Raw genomic sequence first — 19,584 nt, forward strand, 5'->3', positions numbered from 1 at the left:
ATGCAATCCGGACTATACGTCGCCCTGTCCTCGCAGATCGCGCTGGAGCGCCGTCTCACCACCATTTCCGACAATATGGCGAATGTGAACACGGTCGGCTTCCGCGGTTCCGAGGTGAAATTCGACGAAATGGTCGCCAAGAACCACAATGACATGAACGCCAGGGTGGCCTTCGTTTCTCAGGGCAACGACTATCTCTCCACCCGCCAGGGTGCTTTCGAGCAGACCGGCAATTCCTTCGATTTCGCCATCAAGGGCGATGCCTGGTTCTCGCTGGATACGCCCGACGGCCAGATTCTGACCCGCGACGGCCGTTTCACCATGCGCCCGGACGGCGCACTCATCTCCTCGAACGGTTATCCCGTTCTCGATGCCGGCGGCGGCCCGATCCAGCTCAATCCGAATGGCGGCCCGATCACCGTCGGTCTCGACGGCGCCATCCGGCAGAACGAGAACATCGTCGCCACGCTCGGCATTTATCAGGCGGATTTCTCGCAGGGTTTCCTGCGTCATCCCAACAGCGGCGTGAAGCCCGTGGCGCAGCCGGTTCCGGTCGTCAACAATCATGAAGTCGGCGTCGTTCAGGGTTACCTCGAACAGTCGAACGTCAACGGCATTTCCCAGATGACCCAGCTCATCCAGGTCAACCGCGCCTTTGAGAGCATTTCCTCGCTGATGCGCGATACCGAATCGACCTTCGGCGAAGGCATCAAGACGCTTGGCGGCGCGCGTTGAGGAACTGAGCGATGAGAATGCCGGAATCCATGCTCTCGGCTGACGCCATTTCACCGAAGCTCGCCCAGCTGGCGAGCCTTGCCGGGCATTATGCCGATCCGGAATTTTCGGTGGCGCATGGCGGTCATGTCCGCACCATCGCCGCCGGGCACTATACGGTTTCCGGCCTGTCGCGGCATGTGCGGCTCGGTGAATTCGTCGCCCATCGCAGCGCGACCGGCATTCATCTCGGCGAAGTCGTGCGCGTGGAACCGGACATCTGCTATGTCTGCCCCATCGAACCCGGCGAGCCGATCGGCATACACGATACCGTCATCCGCAAGGGCGCCTTCCGCGTCTCGCCCGACGACAGCTGGTGCGGGCGCACCATCAATGCGCTCGGCGAGCCGATCGATGGCCAGGGTCCGCTGACCTCCGGCATCGAGCGGCGTTCGATTTCCAACAATGCGCCGCCCTCGATGACGCGTAAAAGGGTGGAGACGCCCTTTAAAACCGGTGTCAGGGCAATCGATATCTTCTCGCCGCTTTGCCTCGGCCAGCGTCTCGGCATTTTCGCCGGTTCCGGCGTCGGCAAATCCACATTGCTGTCGATGCTCGCCAAGGCGGACGCCTTCGACAAGGTGGTGATTGCGCTCGTCGGCGAACGCGGCCGCGAAGTGCGCGAATTCATCGAAGATACGATGGGCGAGAATATGAGCAAGTCCATCGCCGTCGTCGCGACAAGCGATGAAAGCCCGATGCTGCGCAAGATGGCGCCGCTTTCCGCCGTGACCATCGCCGAACATTTTCGCGATCAGGGCGACAATGTCCTTCTCATCATCGACAGCGTGACGCGCTTTGCCCATGCGATCCGCGAAGTGGCGGTCGCCTCGGGCGAACCGCCGGTCGCCCGCGGTTACCCCGCCTCGGTCTTCACCGAATTGCCGCGCCTTCTGGAACGGGCGGGGCCGGGCGCCGAAGGCACCGGCACCATCACGGCCATCGTCTCCATTCTGGTGGATGGCGACAATCACAACGATCCGATTGCCGATTCGACCCGCGGTATTCTCGACGGCCATATCGTGCTGGACCGCAGCCTTGCCGAAGAGGGCCGTTATCCGCCGATCAATCCGCTCGCCTCGATCTCGCGTCTCGCCAAGAAGGCCTGGACACCGGATCAGGAAAAGCTGGTCTCGCGCCTCAAGGCGCTGGTGCACCGCTTCGAGGAAACCCGGGATCTTCGCCTCATCGGCGGTTACCGGCCCGGCACTGACCCCGATCTCGACATGGCGGTGAAGCAGGTCCCGATCATCTATGAAACGCTGAAACAGCTGCCGAGCGAGCCGGCGGCGCAGGATGCCTATGCCGATCTGGCGACGGCGCTGCGCGGCGGCGCGCAGAATGGCCAGCCGCAGGTAAACCCGAGAATGAGAGGCTGACCGTGAAAAAGCAACGGAACGACAAGAGCGACGTTGACGACGTGCGGCCGCAGCCTGTTTTCTTCACGCCAGACCGTATTCTGGCATGGACTGGCATAGGGCTTGCCGCTGCGGCAGCCTTTTTCCCCTGGTACGTGTTCTTCAATGAAGAAAAATTCGGAATAAGGGTGGCAGGCGGCGACCGCACCCGCGATCTGCCCCATACCGGCCCGCGGGAAGTCTTCAGCGTTTCGCCCATGGCCATGACCAACCGCAACAAGGAAGACACCCCGCCACCGGCGGAGCTGCCCGACATGCTGACGACGGCGACCGTCAGCGCAGGCGGCAGGGAAAAACAGAACAATCTCGCAGCCGGGGTCGAGGATCAGCCCTTCCCCGGCCAGACCTCCTTCCGCCTGCTGCATGTTTCCAACGGCCGCGCCCTGATCGAGGACGGTTCCGGCATGTATATGGTCAGGGTCGGGTCGACCCTGCCGGACAATGCGATGCTCACTAGGATCGAGCAGCGCAACGGCGAATGGCTGATCGAGACATCCTCCGGGAAAACCTACTATCCGGAAAAATAGCTGACCGCCCCTGAGCGGAAGACCGGCCCCTGCGCAAACCTCCGAGTTGACACCGCGAAGCCCCCTTTGCGGTGGCATTCCATCGGCAGCCCTTCCGAACCGTTACCCGCCGGCGACCGCCAAGGATCGCCCTGCGGGGACGTCGTGCGGTTTATTTTCTCTGGTTACCGGCAAAAGCCGCTGTCACTCCGAGGCCGATATAGACGAAACCGCTGACCCAGCGTTCGGCCTTCAGATAAATCGGGCTGCGCTTCAGCCAGTTGCCGGCCGTTCCGGCCACAAGGGCATAGGTCCCATCAGTCAAAACGCCGATCGCCGTGTAGAGAATGCCGAGAAAAGCGATCTGCATCGCTACATGGCCCCGCCCGACCTCCACGAATTGCGGCAGGAAAGCCAGAAAGAACAAGGCTGTCTTCGGATTGAGGAGGTTGACGATGAAGCCCTCGCGAAAGATGCGCATGCGGCTGCGCGTCGGCAAACCGCCCTCGATATCGGGAATGTCCGACGAGCCGAAGAGCTTCTTGAGACCAAGCCAGATCAGATAGGCCGCGCCGGCATATTTCACCACGCTGAAGGCGAGCGCGGACGAGGCGAGCAGCGCCGACAATCCGACAGCGGCAGCGACGACATGAACAAGCGTCGCCGTATGGATGCCAAGGATCGAAACGAGACCGGCGGAACGGCCCTGCTCGACCGAACGTGCGAAGATGTAAAGGACTGCGGGGCCGGGCACGAGAAGCAGCACCAGCGTGGCGCTGACGAACAGGCCGAGATTGGCGGCACTTGGAATTACCAGATCCATGATTGTTTCCCTCCGTTTCCACCACTCTAGCGCTAATATCGGGCCGCGTTCAAGGTGAATGGAATCCGCTTCCGACCCACCCTGCCCGGCGCCTCCGGAATGGGCGTGACAGCCAAGTTTCGTATTTAGTCATTCCCTCTTCAGCCCCGCTTCCGGCGCTTGGCCGGCACCTTCTCCCCTCCCCGCAAGTCTGACGCAAGATTAGCCCCGTAGGTTCGGGCCATACGAGATGGAGAAGTCTATGCAACCGATTCAACTGTTCGATCTGGCATCCCGCCAAGCGGAATGGCTGAGCGTGCGGCAGGAAGTCGTGGCGACCAACATCGCTAACGCCAACACCCCGAAGTTCCACGCCAAGGATGTCAGCCCCTTCGAAGCGGTCATGCAGGCCACCAGCCAGCAGGTCGGCATGGCGAAGACGCATCCCGCCCACTTCGGCGAAAGCACCCTCAGCGACAATATCGCGGTGCGTGACAACCCGGTCAACAACGAGATCGGCATGCAGGAATCGGGCAATTCGGTCGCGCTTGCGGAAGAAATGACCAAAACCGGCGAGATCAAGCGGCAGTACGACCTGAACGCCAATCTCGTCAAATCCTTCCATCGCATGATGCTGATGACGGTAAAGAGGTAAGCCATGGATCCCTTGAGTGCGGCGAGCAAGATCGCCGGCAGCGGCCTGGAAGTGCAGTCCACGCGACTGCGCATCGTTTCGGAAAACATTGCCAACGCCAGATCCACCGGCGACACCCCCGGCGCCGATCCCTATCGCCGCAAGACCGTCACCTTCGGTTCCGAGCTCGACCGCGTCAGCGGCGTCGAGCGCGTGACGGTGAAGAAGCTCGGTGTCGACCGTGGTGACTTCGTCAACGAATACGATCCCGGCAATCCTGCCGCCGATAGCAACGGCATGGTGAAGATGCCGAACGTCAACATCCTGATCGAAATGGCCGATATGCGCGAAGCCAACCGCAGCTACGACGCCAATCTTCAGGTCATCCGCCAGACACGCGACCTCGTCGCCTCCACAATCGACCTTCTGAAGGCATCGCAATGATCGACGGTATCAAACAAGTCAGTTCCCTTTCGCTCACCCGCGGCGCAAGCGGCGTCTCCTCGCTGACGGAAAGCCTTTTCGGCGGCGAGCAACAGACGACGCCCGCCCAGCAGACGGGTCAAAGCTTCGCCAGCGTTCTCGGCAACGTCTCGATGGATGCGATGAACAACCTGAAGAAGGCGGAAGTCGCGTCCTTCGAAGGCATTCAGGGCAAGGCGAACACCCGTGAGGTGGTCGATGCCGTGCTTTCGGCCGAGCAGTCGCTGCAGACCGCCATCGCGCTGCGCGACAAGATCGTGTCGGCCTATCTCGACATTACCAAGATGCAGATCTAGCCCAGCAGGAATATTGACATGAGAGCTCTTGCCATCGCTGCCACCGGTATGGACGCCCAGCAGACCAATCTGGAAGTCATCGCCAACAACATCGCCAACATCAACACCACCGGCTACAAGCGCGCGCGTGCGGAGTTCACCGATCTGCTCTACCAGACCGAGCGCATGCAGGGCGTGCCGAACCGCGCCAACCAGGCGATCGTGCCCGAAGGCGCCAATATCGGTCTCGGCGTGCAGACCTCGGCGGTGCGCAACATTCATACCCAGGGCAACCTGATCGAGACCGGCAACAAGCTGGACGTCGCGATCATCGGCCAGGGCTGGTTCCAGATCGAAGCGGCTGACGGTTCGACGCTCTACAGCCGCGCCGGCGCCTTCAACAAGAATGCCGATGGCAATCTTGTGACGATCGATGGCTACAACGTCATTCCCAACATCAATATCCCGACGGACGCGCAGGACATCACGATTACCCGCACGGGTCAGGTGACAGCGCGCATCGGCAATGCCACCGACTTCACCGAACTCGGCCAGCTCACCATCGCCAACTTCGCGAACGAGGCCGGCCTGAAACCGCTCGGCGACAATCTCTTCGCCCAGACGCCGGCTTCCGGCGATGCGGTGGTCGGCGTGCCGGACGATCCGAGCTACGGCTATATCAAGCAATCCTACCTCGAAGGCTCGAATGTCGACGCCGTCAAGGAAATCACCGACCTGATCACGGCGCAGCGCGCCTATGAGATGAATTCCAAGGTCATCACCACCGCTGACGAAATGGCTTCGATTGTCAGCAAGAACCTGAAGTAAGAACGGAAAGGCAGGCGAACATGAGGTTTGGCCGGAAACATAGCAGCAGCAGAACGGCGCTCGTCCGTATATGCCTTGCGTCTGCCTTTTCACTTGGGGCTCTCGCTCCCGCGCTGGCTCAGGCGCCCATGGCGCTGGTTCCCACCCGCACGATCTATCCGGGCGAGACGATCACGCCTGAACAGGTGAAGCCGGTGGAAGTGACCAATCCCAATATTTCCTCGGGTTATGCGAGCGATATCAGCGAAGTCGAAGGCAGGATCTCCAAGCAGACCCTGCTTCCCGGCCGCACGATCCCCGTCGCTGCGCTACGCGAGCCCTCGCTCGTCGTGCGTGGCACAAGCGTCAAACTCGTCTTCACCATCGGCAACATGACGCTGATGGCATCGGGAACGCCGATGACCGACGGGTCGCTCGGCGAGGTCGTGCGCGTGCGCAACATCGATTCCGGCGTGATGGTCAGTGGCACGGTCATGAAGGACGGAACCATTCAGGTGATGGCGAAATGAGAGTGCTTCGTATCATAGCAGCAGTCATTCTGTTTTCGGCCCAGCCGTTCCTTTCCGTGCCCGCAGCCCATGCCGATACGTCCCGCATCAAGGATATCGCTTCGCTGCAGGCGGGACGCGACAACCAGTTGATCGGTTACGGTCTCGTCGTCGGCCTGCAGGGTACCGGCGACAGCCTGCGCTCCTCCCCCTTCACCGAGCAATCGATGCGGGCCATGCTGCAGAACCTCGGCATCACCACGCAGGGCGGCCAGTCGAACGCCAAGAACATCGCCGCTGTCATGGTCACGGCCAACCTGCCGCCTTTCGCCAGCCCCGGCAGCCGCGTCGACGTGTCGGTAAGTTCGCTGGGCGACGCTTCGTCGCTGCGCGGCGGCACGCTCATCATGACCTCGCTTTCCGGTGCGGACGGGCAGATCTACGCGGTCGCGCAGGGTTCGCTGATCGTCAATGGTTTTTCGGCCCAGGGCGATGCCGCGACATTGACGCAGGGCGTGACCACCTCCGCCCGCGTGCCGAATGGCGCGATCATCGAGCGGGAGCTGCCGTCCAAGTTCAAGGATTCGGTCAATCTGGTCCTTCAGCTGCGCAATCCCGATTTTTCGACGGCGGTGCGTGTCGCCGATGTCGTCAATGCCTTTGCCCGCGCCCGTTACGGCGATCCGATCGCCGAGCCGCGCGATTCGCAGGAAATCGCGGTACAGAAGCCCCGCGTCGCTGACCTCACCCGCCTGATGGCGGAAATCGAAAACCTGACCGTGGAAACGGATACGCCGGCCAAGGTCGTCATCAACGAGCGCACGGGCACGATCGTCATTGGCGCGGATGTGCGCATTTCCCGCGTCGCCGTCAGCTACGGAACGCTGACCGTGCAGGTGACGGAATCGCCGCAGGTCATTCAGCCGGCGCCCTTCTCGCGCGGCCAGACGGCCGTGCAGCCGCAGACGGATATCATGGCAATGCAGGAAGGCAGCAAGGTCGCCATCGTCGAGGGACCTGACCTTCGCACGCTGGTTGCCGGTCTCAACAGCATCGGGCTCAAGGCGGATGGTATCATCGCCATTCTGCAAGGCATCAAATCCGCCGGCGCCCTTCAGGCGGAGCTTGTGCTGCAATGATGGACAATCAGAAGAAAAACGCTTTCCCGAATGGCCTGAATGGCATTGCCCGCTTCGCGGCCGTCGCCTCGCTGCTTTTCCTGCTTCCCGCCGCTGGCGCCGAAAGCCAGCAGAACGTGGTTTCGGAACTCAGCACGCAGGATGAAATCCAGAAATTCTGCACCAACATCGCCGATGCGGCCCGCGACCAGCGCTATCTGCTGCAGAAGCAGGAGCTGGAAAAGCTGCAGTCGGACGTCAACGAGCGCATTGCCGTGCTGGAAGACCGCAAGGCGGAATATGAGGACTGGCTGGCCCGCCGCGAACACTTCCTCAATCAGGCGAAAAGCAACCTCGTCGACATCTACAAGACGATGAAGGCCGATGCCGCCGCGCCGCAGCTTGAAAAGATGCATGTGGAAATAGCGGCCGCCATCATCATGCAGCTGCCGCCGCGCCAGTCGGGCCTCATCCTCAGCGAGATGGACGCGCAGAAAGCCGCTCTCGTCGCCGGCATCATGTCGCAGGCAACCGATAAAAACACTTCGAAGGATCCTTCATGAGCACGCGTCGTCTTCCGGCCCTCCTCCTGCCGCTCGCCTTGCTTGCCGGCTGCCAGAACAACCAGACCCTGAAGGAAATCGGCAACGCACCCGCGATGAGCCCGATCGGCAGCGGCCTGCAATTCAGCCAGACGCCGCAGATGGGCCTGTATCCGAAGCAGCCGAAACACATGGCGAGCGGTTATTCGCTGTGGAGCGACAGCCAGGGTGCCCTTTTCAAGGATCTGCGCGCGCTGAACATCGGCGACATCCTGACCGTCAATATCCAGATCAACGACAAGGCCGATTTCGACAACGAGACCGAACGCAACCGCACCAATTCCAGCGGTCTGAACTGGAAGGCGGATGCGCAGCTGTTCGGCTGGAACCCGAAGGCCGATTCCAGCATCAATTACGGTTCCGACACCGACACCCAGGCCAAGGGCAAGACCAAGCGCTCCGAAAAGCTGACGCTGCTGGTGGCCGCCGTGGTGACCGGCATTCTGGAAAACGGCAACCTCATCATCAGCGGTTCACAGGAAGTGCGCGTCAACCACGAAATCCGCATCCTCAATGTCGGCGGTATCGTCAGGCCGCAGGATGTGGATGCACAGAACATGATCTCCTACGAGCGCATCGCCGAGGCGCGCATCTCCTATGGCGGTCGCGGACGTCTGACGGAAGTGCAGCAGCCCCCGGTCGGGCAGCAGGTCGTCGACCTGTTCTCGCCGCTCTGACCTCGGCACACGGGAACGGGACTGACCCATGGAAAACGAACAGGCAGAGGGCAAGAAAAAATCCTCCCCTCTGGTCATGACCATCGCAGGCGTTGCGATCCTCACCCTGCTCGGCGCGGGCGGAGGCTGGCTCGTGGGCGGCATGATCGCGCCGAAGATCGCCGGGGCGGAGGCGCATGCCCCGGCTGCGGCCGGCGGGCACGGTGAGAAGAAGGACGAAGGTATCGAGAAAATCTCGGCCGAGGCGAACGGCATCGTCCAGCTCGATCCCATCACCACCAACCTCGCCTATCCCTCGACGAACTGGGTGCGGCTGGAAGTGGCGCTGATGTTCAAGGGGCCGGTCGAGGTGGGTCTGGCGGAAGATATTCACCAGGACATCATGGCCTATGTCCGCACCGTTTCCCTCCAGCAGCTGGAAGGGCCGCGCGGCTTTCAATATCTTAAGGATGACATTCAGGAACGAGTTGACCTGCGCTCTCAAGGGCGCGTATCCAAGGTCATGTTCCGGACCTTTGTCATCGAATGATTCGATTTCTTGTAACCATCGCCGTCCTCCTCGCTTTGCCGGGCCTTGCCAGTGCCCAGCAATTTCCGTCCGATCTGTTCAACACGCAGATAGACGGTTCCGTTGCGGCGTGGATCATCCGCACCTTCGGCCTGCTGACGGTCCTCTCGGTCGCACCGGGCATTCTGATCATGGTCACGAGCTTTCCGCGCTTCGTGATCGCCTTTTCGATCCTCAGATCCGGCATGGGACTGGCCTCGACGCCGTCGAACATGATCCTTTTGTCGATGGCGATGTTCATGACCTTCTACGTCATGTCGCCCACCTTCGACAAAGCCTGGACGGACGGCGTGCAGCCGCTTCTGCAGAACCAGATCAACGAACAGCAGGCCGTGCAGCGCATTGCCGAGCCCTTCCGCACCTTCATGAACGCCAATACGCGTGACAAGGATCTGAAGCTTTTCGTGGACATCGCCCGCGAACGCGGCCAGGAAGTGATGACCGACAATGTCGTCGACTACCGCGTGCTGGTTCCGGCCTTCATGCTGTCGGAAATCCGGCGCGGTTTCGAGATCGGTTTCCTCATCATCCTGCCGTTCCTGGTCATCGATCTCATCGTCGCCACCATCACCATGGCGATGGGCATGATGATGCTGCCGCCCACCTCGATTTCGCTGCCGTTCAAGATCCTGTTCTTCGTGCTGATCGACGGCTGGAACCTGCTCGTCGGCAGCCTCGTCAGATCGTTCAACTGACAGCCATTCGTGCCCCGCTGATACACATTAACCCTGTTTTTTAACCCCGCGTGCCGAAAGCCGCGGGGTTTTCGCATTTTAGTGCTTTGGTTACCATTTTCACTAGCAACCGGGTAACTATCTTCCTAAATAAAAAAATTACCATTTAACTACATCAAAAAGTAACCATAAGTATTTTCCAATATTTCTTGGCGCTCAAATTAATAATTGGGCAATTTTTCGCTGCGAATTTCTTTCCACACGCAGCGGGTTTGGTTTCTGAAACTAAGCATTTCCGAACCGAGTGGCATGAAGCCGAAACGTTGCGACCGGTAATACCAAACCCGGTATGTCCCCACTCCAGTATCTCGTAAAAACAAGGGACAATTTTATTATGGCAAGCATTCTCACCAACACCAACGCAATGGCCGCTCTCTCGACCCTGCGTTCCATCGCTTCCGACCTGTCGACCACGCAGGACCGCATTTCTTCCGGCCTGAAGGTTGGTTCGGCTTCGGACAACGCTGCTTACTGGTCGATCGCGACCACCATGCGTTCCGACAACAAGGCTCTCGGCGCAGTCTCCGACGCACTGGGCATGGGCGCTGCCAAGGTTGACACCGCATCTGCCGGTATGGAAGCCGCTATCGATGTTGTCACCCAGATCAAGGCCAAGGTCGTTGCCGCAAAGGAAGAAGGCGTCGACAAAACCAAGATCCAGGAAGAAGTTACCCAGCTGCTCGATCAGCTGAAGTCGATCGGCACGGGCGCATCGTTCAACGGTGAAAACTGGCTCGTTTCGACCGCCAACGCCACCAAGACGGTCGTATCCGGCTTCGTCCGTGACGACAACGGCAATGTCAGCGTCAAGACGACGGACTACGCGCTGGATGCCTCGTCCATGCTTTACACCGAAGCAACGCCGGGCACGATCGACGCGAACTCCGGTATCCTGAACGCTACCGGTGCGACCACCACCGTCGGCGCCAAGACCTACACCCAGATTTCCGTTCTCGACCTGAACGTCGGCACCGATGACCTGGACAACGCACTTTACTCCGTTGAAACGGCCCTGACGAAGATGACCAGCGCCGGCGCCAAGCTCGGCTCGCTGTCTGCCCGTATCGACCTGCAGACCGACTTCGCCGACAAGCTGTCCGACACCATCGAAAAGGGTGTTGGCCGCCTCGTTGACGCCGACATGAACGAAGAGTCCACCAAGCTGAAGGCTCTGCAGACGCAGCAGCAGCTGGCAATTCAGGCTCTGTCGATCGCCAACAGCGACTCGCAGAACATCCTCTCGCTCTTCCGTTAAGAGCCGAGCTTCTCATAGCCCTTCGGGGCTGGGGGACCCATTTCTTCCCAAAAGCAATCGGGGGCTGACCGAGCGCAGACCGGGATGGAAGGCACAAAGGTCCGAAAGGCTGAATCGGACTGAATGCATCAATGAGGCCGCATCCGAAAACGGGTGCGGCCTTATCTTTTTTTTAAACTTTTGAGGATACGCGCGCGTGCGCGCGAGAGTTGTATTTTTTAATTTTGACGAGGCTGAATTTCTTTCTGCGCTTATCAATTCATTAACCAAACCCGCGTTACCTAATGCTCATCGAAACGGCGAGCTAACGTTAAAAATCAGCCAGTTAGCAGGCATGATGCTGTGCGCCGTTCCCGGTGAAACCGGAATGTCCCTTCTTTAATCAGCCATTCAAGGGGCACACTACTATGACGAGCATTATTACGAATGTCGCAGCAATGTCTGCGCTCCAGACCCTGCGCTCTATCGGCCAGAACATGGAATCCACCCAGGCACGCGTTTCCTCCGGCCTTCGCGTTGGCGAAGCTGCTGACAACGCTGCTTACTGGTCGATCGCAACCACCATGCGCTCCGACAACATGGCACTCTCCTCCGTTTCCGACGCTCTCGGCCTCGGCGCCGCCAAGGTAGACACCGCTTCTGCCGGCATGGAATCGGCAATCGAAGTCGTCAAGGAAATCAAGGCGAAGCTGGTTACGGCTACCGAAGAAGGCGTCGACCGCACCAAGGTTCAGGAAGAAATCGGCCAGCTCCAGAAGCAACTCGTATCGATTGCGCAGGGCGCGTCGTTCTATGGCGAAAACTGGCTGGTTGGTATCGCGACCGCCGGTGGTGGCGGTGCGGCCACCGACCCAGATAAGTCTGTTGTTGCTGGCTTCGTCCGCGCTACCGGTGGTGCTGTCAGTGTCACCACGACGAAGTACGCCCTTGATACCACCGCTACCGGCAACGTTCTCTTTGATTCAATCGATTCTGCTACCGGAGTTCCTGGTACCGCGGGGATCCTCGGTACCACCGCCACACTCACTGGCACCGCTGGCACCCAGTCTGTTTATACGCTCGACATCACTACATTCGCAGCCGCAGACCGTGCCACCAACATGGCCGAAGCCCTGACGCTGGTTGAAAGCTCCCTGAAGGCGATGACGAGCGCCGCAGCAAAGCTCGGCTCGCTCTCCATGCGTATCGGCCTGCAGGAAGACTTCGCTTCCAAGCTGTCCGACTCCATCGATAAGGGCATCGGCCGCCTCGTGGACGCCGACATGAACGAAGAGTCCACCCGCCTCAAGGCTCTGCAGACGCAGCAGCAGCTCGGCGTTCAGGCTCTCTCGATCGCCAACAGCAACTCCGAAAGCATCCTGTCGCTCTTCCGTTAATCGAAGATCGAAAGCGAAAAAATCAACCGCGCCGAAAGGCGCGGTTTTTGTTCGTGCCATTGACTGCAAAATTCATAAATTTCTTGATTAAGACTTCATTAACCAAATCACGGCTAAATCAGCGCATCGAAACGACTCGTTAACCAAGACGAAAAAGAGGTTAACAGGCATCACGCCGCGTTGTCGTTTCCGGCGATCCCGGAATGTCCCTTCCCATTTAGCCAGCTCAGAGGGGCAATTATGACAAGCATTCTGACAAACACCGCCGCCATGTCGGCGCTTCAGACTTTGCGTGCAATCAGCGGCCAGCTCGAAGAAACACAATCCAGGGTATCTTCAGGCCTGCGGGTCAAGACTGCATCCGACAATGCCGCCTACTGGTCGATCGCGACAACGATGCGCTCCGACAACATGGCCCTTTCCGCGGTTCAGGATGCGCTGGGTCTCGGTGCAGCGAAGATCGATGTCGCTTATTCCGCAATGGAAAGCGCCGTCGAAGTCGTCAAGGAAATCAAATCGAAGATCGTCGCGGCGACCGAAGAGGGTGTCGACAAGACGAAGATCCAGGAAGAAATCGACCAGCTGAAAAAGCAGCTGGAATCGATTGCGCAGGGCGCCTCTTTCAGCGGTGAAAACTGGCTGCTGGGCACCGGCGCCAAGACCGTCGTTTCCGGCTTTGTCCGCGACGGCAGCGGTTCGGTCAGCGTGACGAAAACCGACTATACCCTTGTTGACACGACGACCGCGACGGAAACGGCCAACGTTATTTTTGGCCTGACCGGCACACCTGCAACGGTTGATACGACAAAGGGCATCATCGGCGAGGTCGGGACAGCCTCTGGCATTTCCGTATGGGACATCGATCTCAAACTTTTCGACGCCGCAACGCCCCCCACCTACACGATCGGCAATCTTCTCACCGATGTCGAAACCGCGTTTCAATCGCTGAGCAGCGCCTCTTCCGCCCTCGGCTCGATCAAGATGCGCATCGGTCTGCAGGAAGATTTCATCTCCAAGCTCACCGACTCCATCGATAGCGGCATCGGCCGCCTGGTGGATGCGGACATGAACGAAGAATCAACACGCCTCAAGGCATTGCAGACACAGCAGCAGCTGGGCATCCAGTCGCTTTCCATCGCCAATACCAGTTCCGAAAATATCCTGTCGCTATTCCGTCAGTAAGCGGCGCCCGATGGCTACGGGCGGTTTCGTCCCGCTCTGGCAGCAACAGAATATTCGGATGTGGAAACCGCGCTTCGCAAGGGGCGCGGTTTTCCATTTGCCCCAACTGTGCGGCGCGCATATGCATAAACCGCCGCAGACGATCGGTTCAACAACCACGTAAACATTTGAAACTTTGGGGAGAAATGGTGCTGCTAGAGAGATTTGAACTCGGCGGAATTTGCGAATAATGCCCGGATTTACTGGGTTTTGGAGGGGTGGTCAAGCCCTCTGTGTACCACCGCTGTGGCTAGGGTTTGGGTCGAGAATTCCCTTTACCCAGCGCGGCGACCGCTGTAGGTGGAGCCGACAGATTAATACGGCAGGTGCTCGATGCGGTTCGAAGTCGAACTTACCAATGGAAACTTCGGCGTTGGTGTGCCTAATAACCACATCTACATCACCGATCTGATACCGCATCTTCCAAGCGACGTGTTCGGGGGTAGTAATTCCAAACTGAAAGCTCCGCGATCGGTTGTTCTGGAATTTGATGGACGGCGGTGTGAGACCGATGTTCCTTCTGACAGCCGCACCGGGAAGCCTCGCCCGTTTTTCAGAGCACGAGCTTTCGTTGGACGTTTCTTCGCGCACACTGGGGCGAAGCCGGGCGACACAGTGGTTCTAGAAATGCTGTCGCCATACCACGTGAAGCTTTCGCTCAAGTAAAGCAGAGGAAAGCGGGCGATCACCCGGTTTCGAGACTAGTACAACCTCAAACCCTCTAAGCATGGACGGTGGCCTCCACACGTCCTTCACGTTTGCTCGCCTAGTAGTCAAGGTATGTTTGATACCTATGCGAGCACTCAAAATTAAGCAGAGGCCGCCATGTCAACTTCTGAGTAAAGGTCGCTGAGGTTCCTTTGAAGTTCGGGACCAAATGCTCGGGAAAAATCTATTTCAGAAACCACAATACGATTGTCTGGTTCCGCATTATGCGCCTTCTTACCAATCTCCGAAACACGCCATACTGCGACCTCCCCAAAGTACCGGAAACCAGCCAGTATAAATATTGCTGATAAGAGCTTCGGGCCCATTGGCACAAGAACGCAGCGATACTGGCGGGTCATAGAAGCCAGAATGTCGTCGACGTATCTTGCAGCCTGATCTGGACGCATCAGAGAGTAGTCGGTGACATCACATCTTGAGATGCCGAATGCAAAATTAAAGTTCGCGGTTCTAACAGCTTTTTCGTACCTCGGATCGTTCCCCACAGCTCTGAATGCTATTGTCAGCTTGGGCTCTAAGCCGTTTAAAATTCCTGCGGCGATTCCAAATTCGTATCCGAGTCCGATTAACAACCCAATCGGCAGACTTGGCGCGCTCTGATAGCCACTTAGTTCAGGCGTGACGGGGCCTATCTGATCAATCTGCGGATAGTCACTGCTGGGAGGGCTGAACTTTGCTGGCGTATATATGATGCTAGCAGAACGGATGATGTCCAAGTTCCGGATTAGCGCCCTGAAGACAGCTGAAATCATAGATCGATTCATGCTGGAAATGTCGCAAGCTATATTAAGGGGCTTACCTTCGTGTAACTCCCGAATTTTTTTATCAATAGCATCATTTTCCGTTTGGAGACTAACGCGTTCAATTATGCTCGCGCCAAGAACGGTCATAATTTCAATATTTTTCGAGTAACCAAACAGACTAGTCTTTTCAAATGCCAAAGAAATATAATTATTTGCAGATACTATATCAGATTCGACAGAGAAGCGCGCCCGATCTTCATAGCCGATGGCATTAATAACAACGTCAAATCTTTTTTTGTTCCCGCCGGGTGCGATAACTTCTGAATTAGTAAGCATGTTTCGCCTCCATCAAGGAGAAAAGATCGATTTGATAGCTCGATTCTACCTGCTGCGAAATAACCCGACTAAGATCGACCGGTCGTCCAGCCACGACTGCGAGCTGGAAGAATGGACTAAGAAGGTGTGTTAGTCGGAGCCTCTGACCTCGAATAGCCCCGCGCTTTGTAATCTGATTTTTTCGTGGAAGTATTACGAACGCACCCTGATTTAGAGCACGGCCAACAAGATCCTCGATGTCTTTGTGGACCATCACGTCTATGACAAAAGACCCCACAGGCTCAGGATTGAAATCAGCAACAAGCATCTCTTTTCGAAAGTACTCGCCAATTTGTTCAATAAGCTTGATCGCCGAATCGACAGTTCCCGCACGGTGGGTGGCACGGATAGTGGAGAGTAAAGATAGATATTGCTGAAGAGTCCTCTCGATGTGTTGAGATTGCACATATGCCGGTACAGGCATTTGGCTGGATTTGTAGTGCTCGATTAGCGGTCGAAGTAGACCGATCAGCCATCTTGGGTTTCCTTCACACAGCGTAAACACCGTCCGAGCGCCCGTGTATATTTCCGGGATAGCTTTGCGAGATCGAACCTTGGGAATTCTTCGTATGGTTCCGGCGTCTTGCTCTGCAAGAAAAGCCTCTCGTACGATAACGGGTGCTATAACTTTTCGAACAAGGGCGGCCCGGCGAGCTTCTGACATCTCTCCGATAGCATCTATATTAATCTTGTTCTTATCTATGTAAGCCCGAAAACTCGGATCTTTCTCCGATAAGTTTTTAAAGCGCTTCCAGTGCCGACCAGATGGCGCGTAATCGCTACGTTTTTGCTCAACCCCACTATCTCGAAGTTCATCATCTGAACTAAATACGGATGCTCCTAGCATTTCGACAGGCGACACGTTGTTGACACCGGCTTCTTGGCAAAGCGCTGTGAATAGGCGCTTGCTGAAGCGAAGAATTTCAGTGCTGTGCATTTGCGTCAGCATGACCTGATGAAAATCATGGCCTGTCATGCTTCCAACAGCTGTATTTTGCCCGGGATCACCCTCTTCGAACGGACTAGAGGAAATTTTGACTAGAAAACGTTGATCAAACGACCGAGCGCTTTGAATGATTTGGCTTCGGACCGCTATCGGTGCGATCTCCACTTCGTCAAAACATACACAGAACACCATTTTCTCGTTTGTGATGTCAGTAAGAGCGTCAGCAAATGATCTCAGGTCGTCGAAGAAAAAATGGCTTAACATGGGCCACTGATCCATCAAAGAAGCCGCGCTTCTGTGGTTCAGAGCGCATGAAACCATTATTCGCTGAATTGTTTGAATGTTCTTCTCTACCGCCAGACGAAGTCCAGAAATTCCCCCGAATGGAGTCTTAATATCCCAAGCGTAAGCGAGCCTTGCCGTGAGATCATCCCACTGCGCGCGACTAAGACTTACATCAAGATGCGCAAAGTACTTTGAACTTTTAGGAAGCTGTCGAGACATGTGCTGGAGTGTATCGCACATCGCAAGTAGAACGTGCGATCGGAATAGCGCCGTGGTGAGCAGATTGTCAACTTCAGCACTGAATGATGCGTCTATGGGAAGTCGGAATTCCGGGTACCAACTAAAATCAGATGGAATATAGATAGTATGGTAATTTATGGCAGCCGCAAATTTATGTTGCGCCAGTTCCTTCCAATGAGACAAAGCTGGTAAAGTCAACATTTTCAAGTAGGTAGTCTTACCAGAACCGCGTGGGCCAACAATGAGCGTATGCTGGTGGCGAGCGACCTCCTCGAACTGTTTCGTAAAAATAAAAGCTTTTCCCACACGCTCGGGTTCAAGAAAGCGAGCATTGAAAGCATCAAATAGCGAGGTGGCTCTCATTACATTACCTTGAAAAAATGGTTGGGTTTCCGCTGCCATCAAAGTGGACCGTGATGCCCCCATTTTTTAAGGCTGCGAACGTAGTGTCTCGATCGTCCGGGGTCAAAAACGGTAAGACATCTATTTCCTTCTTCACAACATCCCACTCCAAATAATTGGTGTTGTACTTCAGAAAAATAGTATCAACTGAGCCCAGTATACCAGCTATGTTCGGCCTGTGCCCGAAGCCGCATTCATAAGGAAGTCCTGAAGACGTGGCCGCTGGCGTCCAACCAACGTAAGGTGCCCAGTCCCAAGTTAGAATTCGGCCCTTTAGCCCATTACCTGGCATCCCAAAAAGCTCAACAGCGTAGGCCTGATTACGTGGCAGCTTGTTGGGAACCGACCACAGTGTCGCTGAGACACTTCCCGCAGAGAAGATAATAGGACTCAACGCGTCAGTGGACGCATAACCAATATGAGGCATATGGGCGTGCCCGTGTAGGACCAGCCACTGGTGGCCGCTCGCGCCCAGAACCTCAAGGAGTTCTGGACCATTTTCGATGTGACTTTTCTCATTGGGCAGCCATGGGTGCTGCCTAATGTGGTGATGTACGACCATCACATTAACAGACTTGCACATCTTCTTTATTTTGGACTTGATTGATTGAATCGCATCTTTGGAAATTTTACCATTCAAGTGCTCTCCCTCTGCTGCACTCGTCGCAACCCCATGAAATGCGCACGAATTAACAAGGAGGATGCACGCGTCCGCAAATTCGTAAAAAACGAATCCGTCGCTCCAATAGTTGCTGCTTTTTGCTTTTGAACTGAGAGGAAAAGTCGGTGAAAGGGTTTTCAAATTAGAGTTGGGGAGTTGAGCCGTATCAGTTCGACGCGAATCCAAGTCATGGTTTCCCACCACTCCAATCAAGCGATTTGCGTGAACTTTCTTCTTTAATCCTTCCAGCGCAGCCCACGCATATTGCTGCGCAACGCCATCGTTTTTGTCGCCCAAATCCCCAGGACAAATCACTAGTTGCGGTGCAAAGTCAGCAGATTTTAACGCCTCGGGGAATGCCGCGACAGGGTTAACCGCCTTATCTTGATGCCTTGAGAGTAATGAAAGGCGACTCGGGGCAGAGGCATCATCAACATCCTGCTGGTGAGCGTGAAGATCGCTGAGTACAACAAATCGTAACATCGGATCAGCCCATCTCGTAATTTGCGATAAGGACTTCGACCTCCGAACGACGAGCATCGGTAGAACCTGCTACGGAACGAATTGCTTTTATCTCGCGAGAATACCACTGTTGAGCTAAGCCAGCAGTCAGTTCGCCCTTAGGATATGAGAGCAGAAACTTTGCGCCTTTGGCCGATATTCGCTCTAGCAACTTTAAAAGACGCTGCGTGTCTGCCCCTGTAAAATCGGTCTTGTTATACTCCCGAAATATGCGAACCTTCGGTATGTAATAGGGCGGATCGAGATAGACAAAATCGTCTTTTTCACACGTCTCTTCACAAAAGGCTTCAAAGTCCATAGAGCGCAAATTGGTTCGGTTCAAAGATGAAGCAGCGCTGACAAACTCTTCAAGTGAGGGGTAGGAAGCAACTCTACTATTTGAAAACGGGACGTTGAATAGTCCTTTTTTATTCACCCGATAGATACCATTGAAGCAGTTTCGGTTTAGGTAGAGAAACTGGGCGGCTCGTTCAACTTCACTTGTGGTGATTTTCTGAGCGAGGCGAATTTCGTAATAGCGTTCCTTGTTCCGTTCGAAGGCAGAAAAGCATTCATATACATCATGCGGGAATCTAGATGACGTAATGTAAAAATCGATGAGATCTTGATTTAAATCATTTAAGCTAGCAGCGGCAGGATTCAATTTGAAGAATACGCAAGCAGAGCCGGCAAATGGCTCGATATACTGACCTGAAAATTTTGGAGCCGACCGCAAAATTTCAGGAAGAAGCCGCTTTTTACTTCCTGCCCACCTTATAATAGGGCGAGCTTGGGTCGTGACTGACATGTGAATCTCGATGATCTGCAGGATTAATTGCGAAACCTATTGCGAACACACTGAAGGTTGCAACCACTAAGTTCATCTTCGCTCGTGCATCAACAGTTTTTAAAAGTGCTTGGGTAGGTAAACGACGACGACCGATCT

Annotated in this window: 23 protein-coding genes; 18 read left to right on the forward strand and 5 right to left on the reverse strand. The window is 56.2% G+C overall.

The genetic code is table 11. From position 1 onward, the window contains the following. Genes flgF through AC5YUO_RS05110 form a run of 3 tightly spaced genes read left to right on the forward strand, consistent with a single transcriptional unit; the run spans window position 1 to window position 2,719 of the window. Window positions 1-735 (forward strand): flagellar basal-body rod protein FlgF, encoded by a 735-nt coding sequence (gene flgF, locus AC5YUO_RS05100; RefSeq protein ID WP_400818157.1) that lies wholly within the window; start codon window positions 1-3, stop codon window positions 733-735. An 11-nt stretch (window positions 736-746) separates the two neighbouring features. After that, complete coding sequence (gene fliI / locus AC5YUO_RS05105; RefSeq protein ID WP_400818155.1) at window positions 747-2,153, forward strand: flagellar protein export ATPase FliI; 1,407 nt, start codon at window positions 747-749, stop codon at window positions 2,151-2,153. Window positions 2,154-2,194: 41 nt separating this feature from the next. Further along, entirely contained in the window at window positions 2,195-2,719 is a 525-nt protein-coding gene (locus tag AC5YUO_RS05110; RefSeq protein WP_496154809.1) for a hypothetical protein, read from the forward strand. 151 nt (window positions 2,720-2,870) lie between these two features. Here the strand turns inward: AC5YUO_RS05110 and AC5YUO_RS05115 are convergent, their stop codons facing one another. After that, on the reverse strand, window positions 2,871-3,521 hold the full coding sequence (locus AC5YUO_RS05115; RefSeq protein ID WP_496154481.1) for a LysE family translocator: 651 nt from the start codon (window positions 3,519-3,521) through the stop codon (window positions 2,871-2,873). 241 nt (window positions 3,522-3,762) lie between these two features. Here AC5YUO_RS05115 and flgB point away from each other — a divergent pair, with 241 nt between their 5' ends. The 15 genes from flgB (at window position 3,763) to AC5YUO_RS05190 (ending at window position 14,425) form a co-directional block, all read left to right on the forward strand. After that, window positions 3,763-4,155: a flagellar basal body rod protein FlgB gene (gene flgB / locus AC5YUO_RS05120; RefSeq protein WP_400818151.1), complete on the forward strand. Its 393-nt coding sequence runs from the start codon at window positions 3,763-3,765 to the stop codon at window positions 4,153-4,155. Between the two features lie 3 nt (window positions 4,156-4,158). Beyond that, complete coding sequence (flgC, locus tag AC5YUO_RS05125; protein WP_003503422.1) at window positions 4,159-4,578, forward strand: flagellar basal body rod protein FlgC; 420 nt, start codon at window positions 4,159-4,161, stop codon at window positions 4,576-4,578. Continuing rightward, a complete protein-coding gene (fliE, locus tag AC5YUO_RS05130) occupies window positions 4,575-4,913 on the forward strand; it encodes a flagellar hook-basal body complex protein FliE (protein WP_269708012.1) in 339 nt (112 codons plus the stop codon). The genes flgC and fliE overlap by 4 nt, the downstream gene beginning before the upstream one ends. Before the next feature lie 18 nt (window positions 4,914-4,931). Further along, complete coding sequence (flgG, locus tag AC5YUO_RS05135) at window positions 4,932-5,720, forward strand: flagellar basal-body rod protein FlgG (protein WP_400818148.1); 789 nt, start codon at window positions 4,932-4,934, stop codon at window positions 5,718-5,720. Between the two features lie 20 nt (window positions 5,721-5,740). Beyond that, a complete protein-coding gene (gene flgA / locus AC5YUO_RS05140; RefSeq protein WP_400818146.1) occupies window positions 5,741-6,229 on the forward strand; it encodes a flagellar basal body P-ring formation chaperone FlgA in 489 nt (162 codons plus the stop codon). After that, window positions 6,226-7,347 (forward strand): flagellar basal body P-ring protein FlgI, encoded by a 1,122-nt coding sequence (locus tag AC5YUO_RS05145; RefSeq protein ID WP_496154482.1) that lies wholly within the window; start codon window positions 6,226-6,228, stop codon window positions 7,345-7,347. The genes flgA and AC5YUO_RS05145 overlap by 4 nt, the downstream gene beginning before the upstream one ends. Next, the gene (locus AC5YUO_RS05150; RefSeq protein ID WP_400818144.1) at window positions 7,344-7,889 is read left to right on the forward strand and encodes a MotE family protein; all 546 of its coding nucleotides are present in this window, start codon (window positions 7,344-7,346) and stop codon (window positions 7,887-7,889) included. The genes AC5YUO_RS05145 and AC5YUO_RS05150 overlap by 4 nt, the downstream gene beginning before the upstream one ends. Then, entirely contained in the window at window positions 7,886-8,605 is a 720-nt protein-coding gene (gene flgH, locus AC5YUO_RS05155) for a flagellar basal body L-ring protein FlgH (RefSeq protein WP_400818142.1), read from the forward strand. Before AC5YUO_RS05150 ends, flgH begins: the two co-directional genes overlap by 4 nt. 28 nt (window positions 8,606-8,633) lie before the next feature. Then, entirely contained in the window at window positions 8,634-9,134 is a 501-nt protein-coding gene (locus AC5YUO_RS05160) for a flagellar basal body-associated FliL family protein (protein WP_269828195.1), read from the forward strand. Next, window positions 9,131-9,868, forward strand: coding sequence for a flagellar type III secretion system pore protein FliP (gene fliP / locus AC5YUO_RS05165; RefSeq protein WP_059760555.1), 738 nt, complete (start codon window positions 9,131-9,133; stop codon window positions 9,866-9,868). Before AC5YUO_RS05160 ends, fliP begins: the two co-directional genes overlap by 4 nt. A gap of 373 nt (window positions 9,869-10,241) precedes the next feature. Continuing rightward, the gene (locus tag AC5YUO_RS05170) at window positions 10,242-11,162 is read left to right on the forward strand and encodes a flagellin N-terminal helical domain-containing protein (RefSeq protein WP_400818137.1); all 921 of its coding nucleotides are present in this window, start codon (window positions 10,242-10,244) and stop codon (window positions 11,160-11,162) included. A gap of 196 nt (window positions 11,163-11,358) precedes the next feature. Further along, entirely contained in the window at window positions 11,359-11,544 is a 186-nt protein-coding gene (locus tag AC5YUO_RS05175; RefSeq protein WP_496154483.1) for a hypothetical protein, read from the forward strand. Between the two features lie 25 nt (window positions 11,545-11,569). Further along, window positions 11,570-12,538, forward strand: coding sequence for a flagellin N-terminal helical domain-containing protein (locus tag AC5YUO_RS05180; RefSeq protein WP_496154484.1), 969 nt, complete (start codon window positions 11,570-11,572; stop codon window positions 12,536-12,538). A 240-nt stretch (window positions 12,539-12,778) separates the two neighbouring features. Beyond that, a complete protein-coding gene (locus AC5YUO_RS05185; protein WP_496154485.1) occupies window positions 12,779-13,720 on the forward strand; it encodes a flagellin N-terminal helical domain-containing protein in 942 nt (313 codons plus the stop codon). Between the two features lie 372 nt (window positions 13,721-14,092). Then, window positions 14,093-14,425, forward strand: a complete 333-nt coding sequence (locus AC5YUO_RS05190) for a hypothetical protein (RefSeq protein WP_496154486.1) — start codon at window positions 14,093-14,095, stop codon at window positions 14,423-14,425. Window positions 14,426-14,568: 143 nt separating this feature from the next. On the opposite strand, the gene AC5YUO_RS05195 is transcribed toward AC5YUO_RS05190, so the two are convergent. Genes AC5YUO_RS05195 through AC5YUO_RS05210 form a run of 4 tightly spaced genes read right to left on the reverse strand, consistent with a single transcriptional unit; the run spans window position 14,569 to window position 19,446 of the window. Next, complete coding sequence (locus AC5YUO_RS05195; protein ID WP_496154487.1) at window positions 14,569-15,564, reverse strand: hypothetical protein; 996 nt, start codon at window positions 15,562-15,564, stop codon at window positions 14,569-14,571. Beyond that, window positions 15,554-17,476 (reverse strand): ORC-CDC6 family AAA ATPase, encoded by a 1,923-nt coding sequence (locus tag AC5YUO_RS05200; protein ID WP_496154488.1) that lies wholly within the window; start codon window positions 17,474-17,476, stop codon window positions 15,554-15,556. Before AC5YUO_RS05200 ends, AC5YUO_RS05195 begins: the two co-directional genes overlap by 11 nt. Beyond that, window positions 17,442-18,620, reverse strand: coding sequence for a metallophosphoesterase family protein (locus AC5YUO_RS05205; protein ID WP_496154489.1), 1,179 nt, complete (start codon window positions 18,618-18,620; stop codon window positions 17,442-17,444). Before AC5YUO_RS05205 ends, AC5YUO_RS05200 begins: the two co-directional genes overlap by 35 nt. A 4-nt stretch (window positions 18,621-18,624) precedes the next feature. Then, the gene (locus AC5YUO_RS05210) at window positions 18,625-19,446 is read right to left on the reverse strand and encodes a DNA adenine methylase (protein WP_496154490.1); all 822 of its coding nucleotides are present in this window, start codon (window positions 19,444-19,446) and stop codon (window positions 18,625-18,627) included. Between the last annotated feature and the right edge of the window lie 138 nt (window positions 19,447-19,584).

It is taken from the genome of Agrobacterium sp. LEGMi-208b (genome assembly GCF_059511785.1).

Coding starts and splice junctions, on each gene's coding strand:
- flgH (WP_400818142.1), top strand. CDS start 7,886: ATGAGCACGCGTCGTCTTCCGGCCCTCCTCCTGCCGCTCGCCTTGCTT.
- fliI (WP_400818155.1), top strand. CDS start 747: ATGAGAATGCCGGAATCCATGCTCTCGGCTGACGCCATTTCACCGAAG.
- AC5YUO_RS05210 (WP_496154490.1), bottom strand. CDS start 19,446: ATGTCAGTCACGACCCAAGCTCGCCCTATTATAAGGTGGGCAGGAAGT.
- AC5YUO_RS05190 (WP_496154486.1), top strand. CDS start 14,093: ATGCGGTTCGAAGTCGAACTTACCAATGGAAACTTCGGCGTTGGTGTG.
- flgB (WP_400818151.1), top strand. CDS start 3,763: ATGCAACCGATTCAACTGTTCGATCTGGCATCCCGCCAAGCGGAATGG.
- AC5YUO_RS05180 (WP_496154484.1), top strand. CDS start 11,570: ATGACGAGCATTATTACGAATGTCGCAGCAATGTCTGCGCTCCAGACC.
- AC5YUO_RS05205 (WP_496154489.1), bottom strand. CDS start 18,620: ATGTTACGATTTGTTGTACTCAGCGATCTTCACGCTCACCAGCAGGAT.
- flgF (WP_400818157.1), top strand. CDS start 1: ATGCAATCCGGACTATACGTCGCCCTGTCCTCGCAGATCGCGCTGGAG.
- AC5YUO_RS05200 (WP_496154488.1), bottom strand. CDS start 17,476: ATGGCAGCGGAAACCCAACCATTTTTTCAAGGTAATGTAATGAGAGCC.
- flgG (WP_400818148.1), top strand. CDS start 4,932: ATGAGAGCTCTTGCCATCGCTGCCACCGGTATGGACGCCCAGCAGACC.
- flgA (WP_400818146.1), top strand. CDS start 5,741: ATGAGGTTTGGCCGGAAACATAGCAGCAGCAGAACGGCGCTCGTCCGT.
- AC5YUO_RS05185 (WP_496154485.1), top strand. CDS start 12,779: ATGACAAGCATTCTGACAAACACCGCCGCCATGTCGGCGCTTCAGACT.
- AC5YUO_RS05115 (WP_496154481.1), bottom strand. CDS start 3,521: ATGGATCTGGTAATTCCAAGTGCCGCCAATCTCGGCCTGTTCGTCAGC.
- AC5YUO_RS05195 (WP_496154487.1), bottom strand. CDS start 15,564: ATGCTTACTAATTCAGAAGTTATCGCACCCGGCGGGAACAAAAAAAGA.
- fliP (WP_059760555.1), top strand. CDS start 9,131: ATGATTCGATTTCTTGTAACCATCGCCGTCCTCCTCGCTTTGCCGGGC.
- flgC (WP_003503422.1), top strand. CDS start 4,159: ATGGATCCCTTGAGTGCGGCGAGCAAGATCGCCGGCAGCGGCCTGGAA.
- AC5YUO_RS05170 (WP_400818137.1), top strand. CDS start 10,242: ATGGCAAGCATTCTCACCAACACCAACGCAATGGCCGCTCTCTCGACC.
- AC5YUO_RS05150 (WP_400818144.1), top strand. CDS start 7,344: ATGATGGACAATCAGAAGAAAAACGCTTTCCCGAATGGCCTGAATGGC.
- AC5YUO_RS05145 (WP_496154482.1), top strand. CDS start 6,226: ATGAGAGTGCTTCGTATCATAGCAGCAGTCATTCTGTTTTCGGCCCAG.
- fliE (WP_269708012.1), top strand. CDS start 4,575: ATGATCGACGGTATCAAACAAGTCAGTTCCCTTTCGCTCACCCGCGGC.
- AC5YUO_RS05160 (WP_269828195.1), top strand. CDS start 8,634: ATGGAAAACGAACAGGCAGAGGGCAAGAAAAAATCCTCCCCTCTGGTC.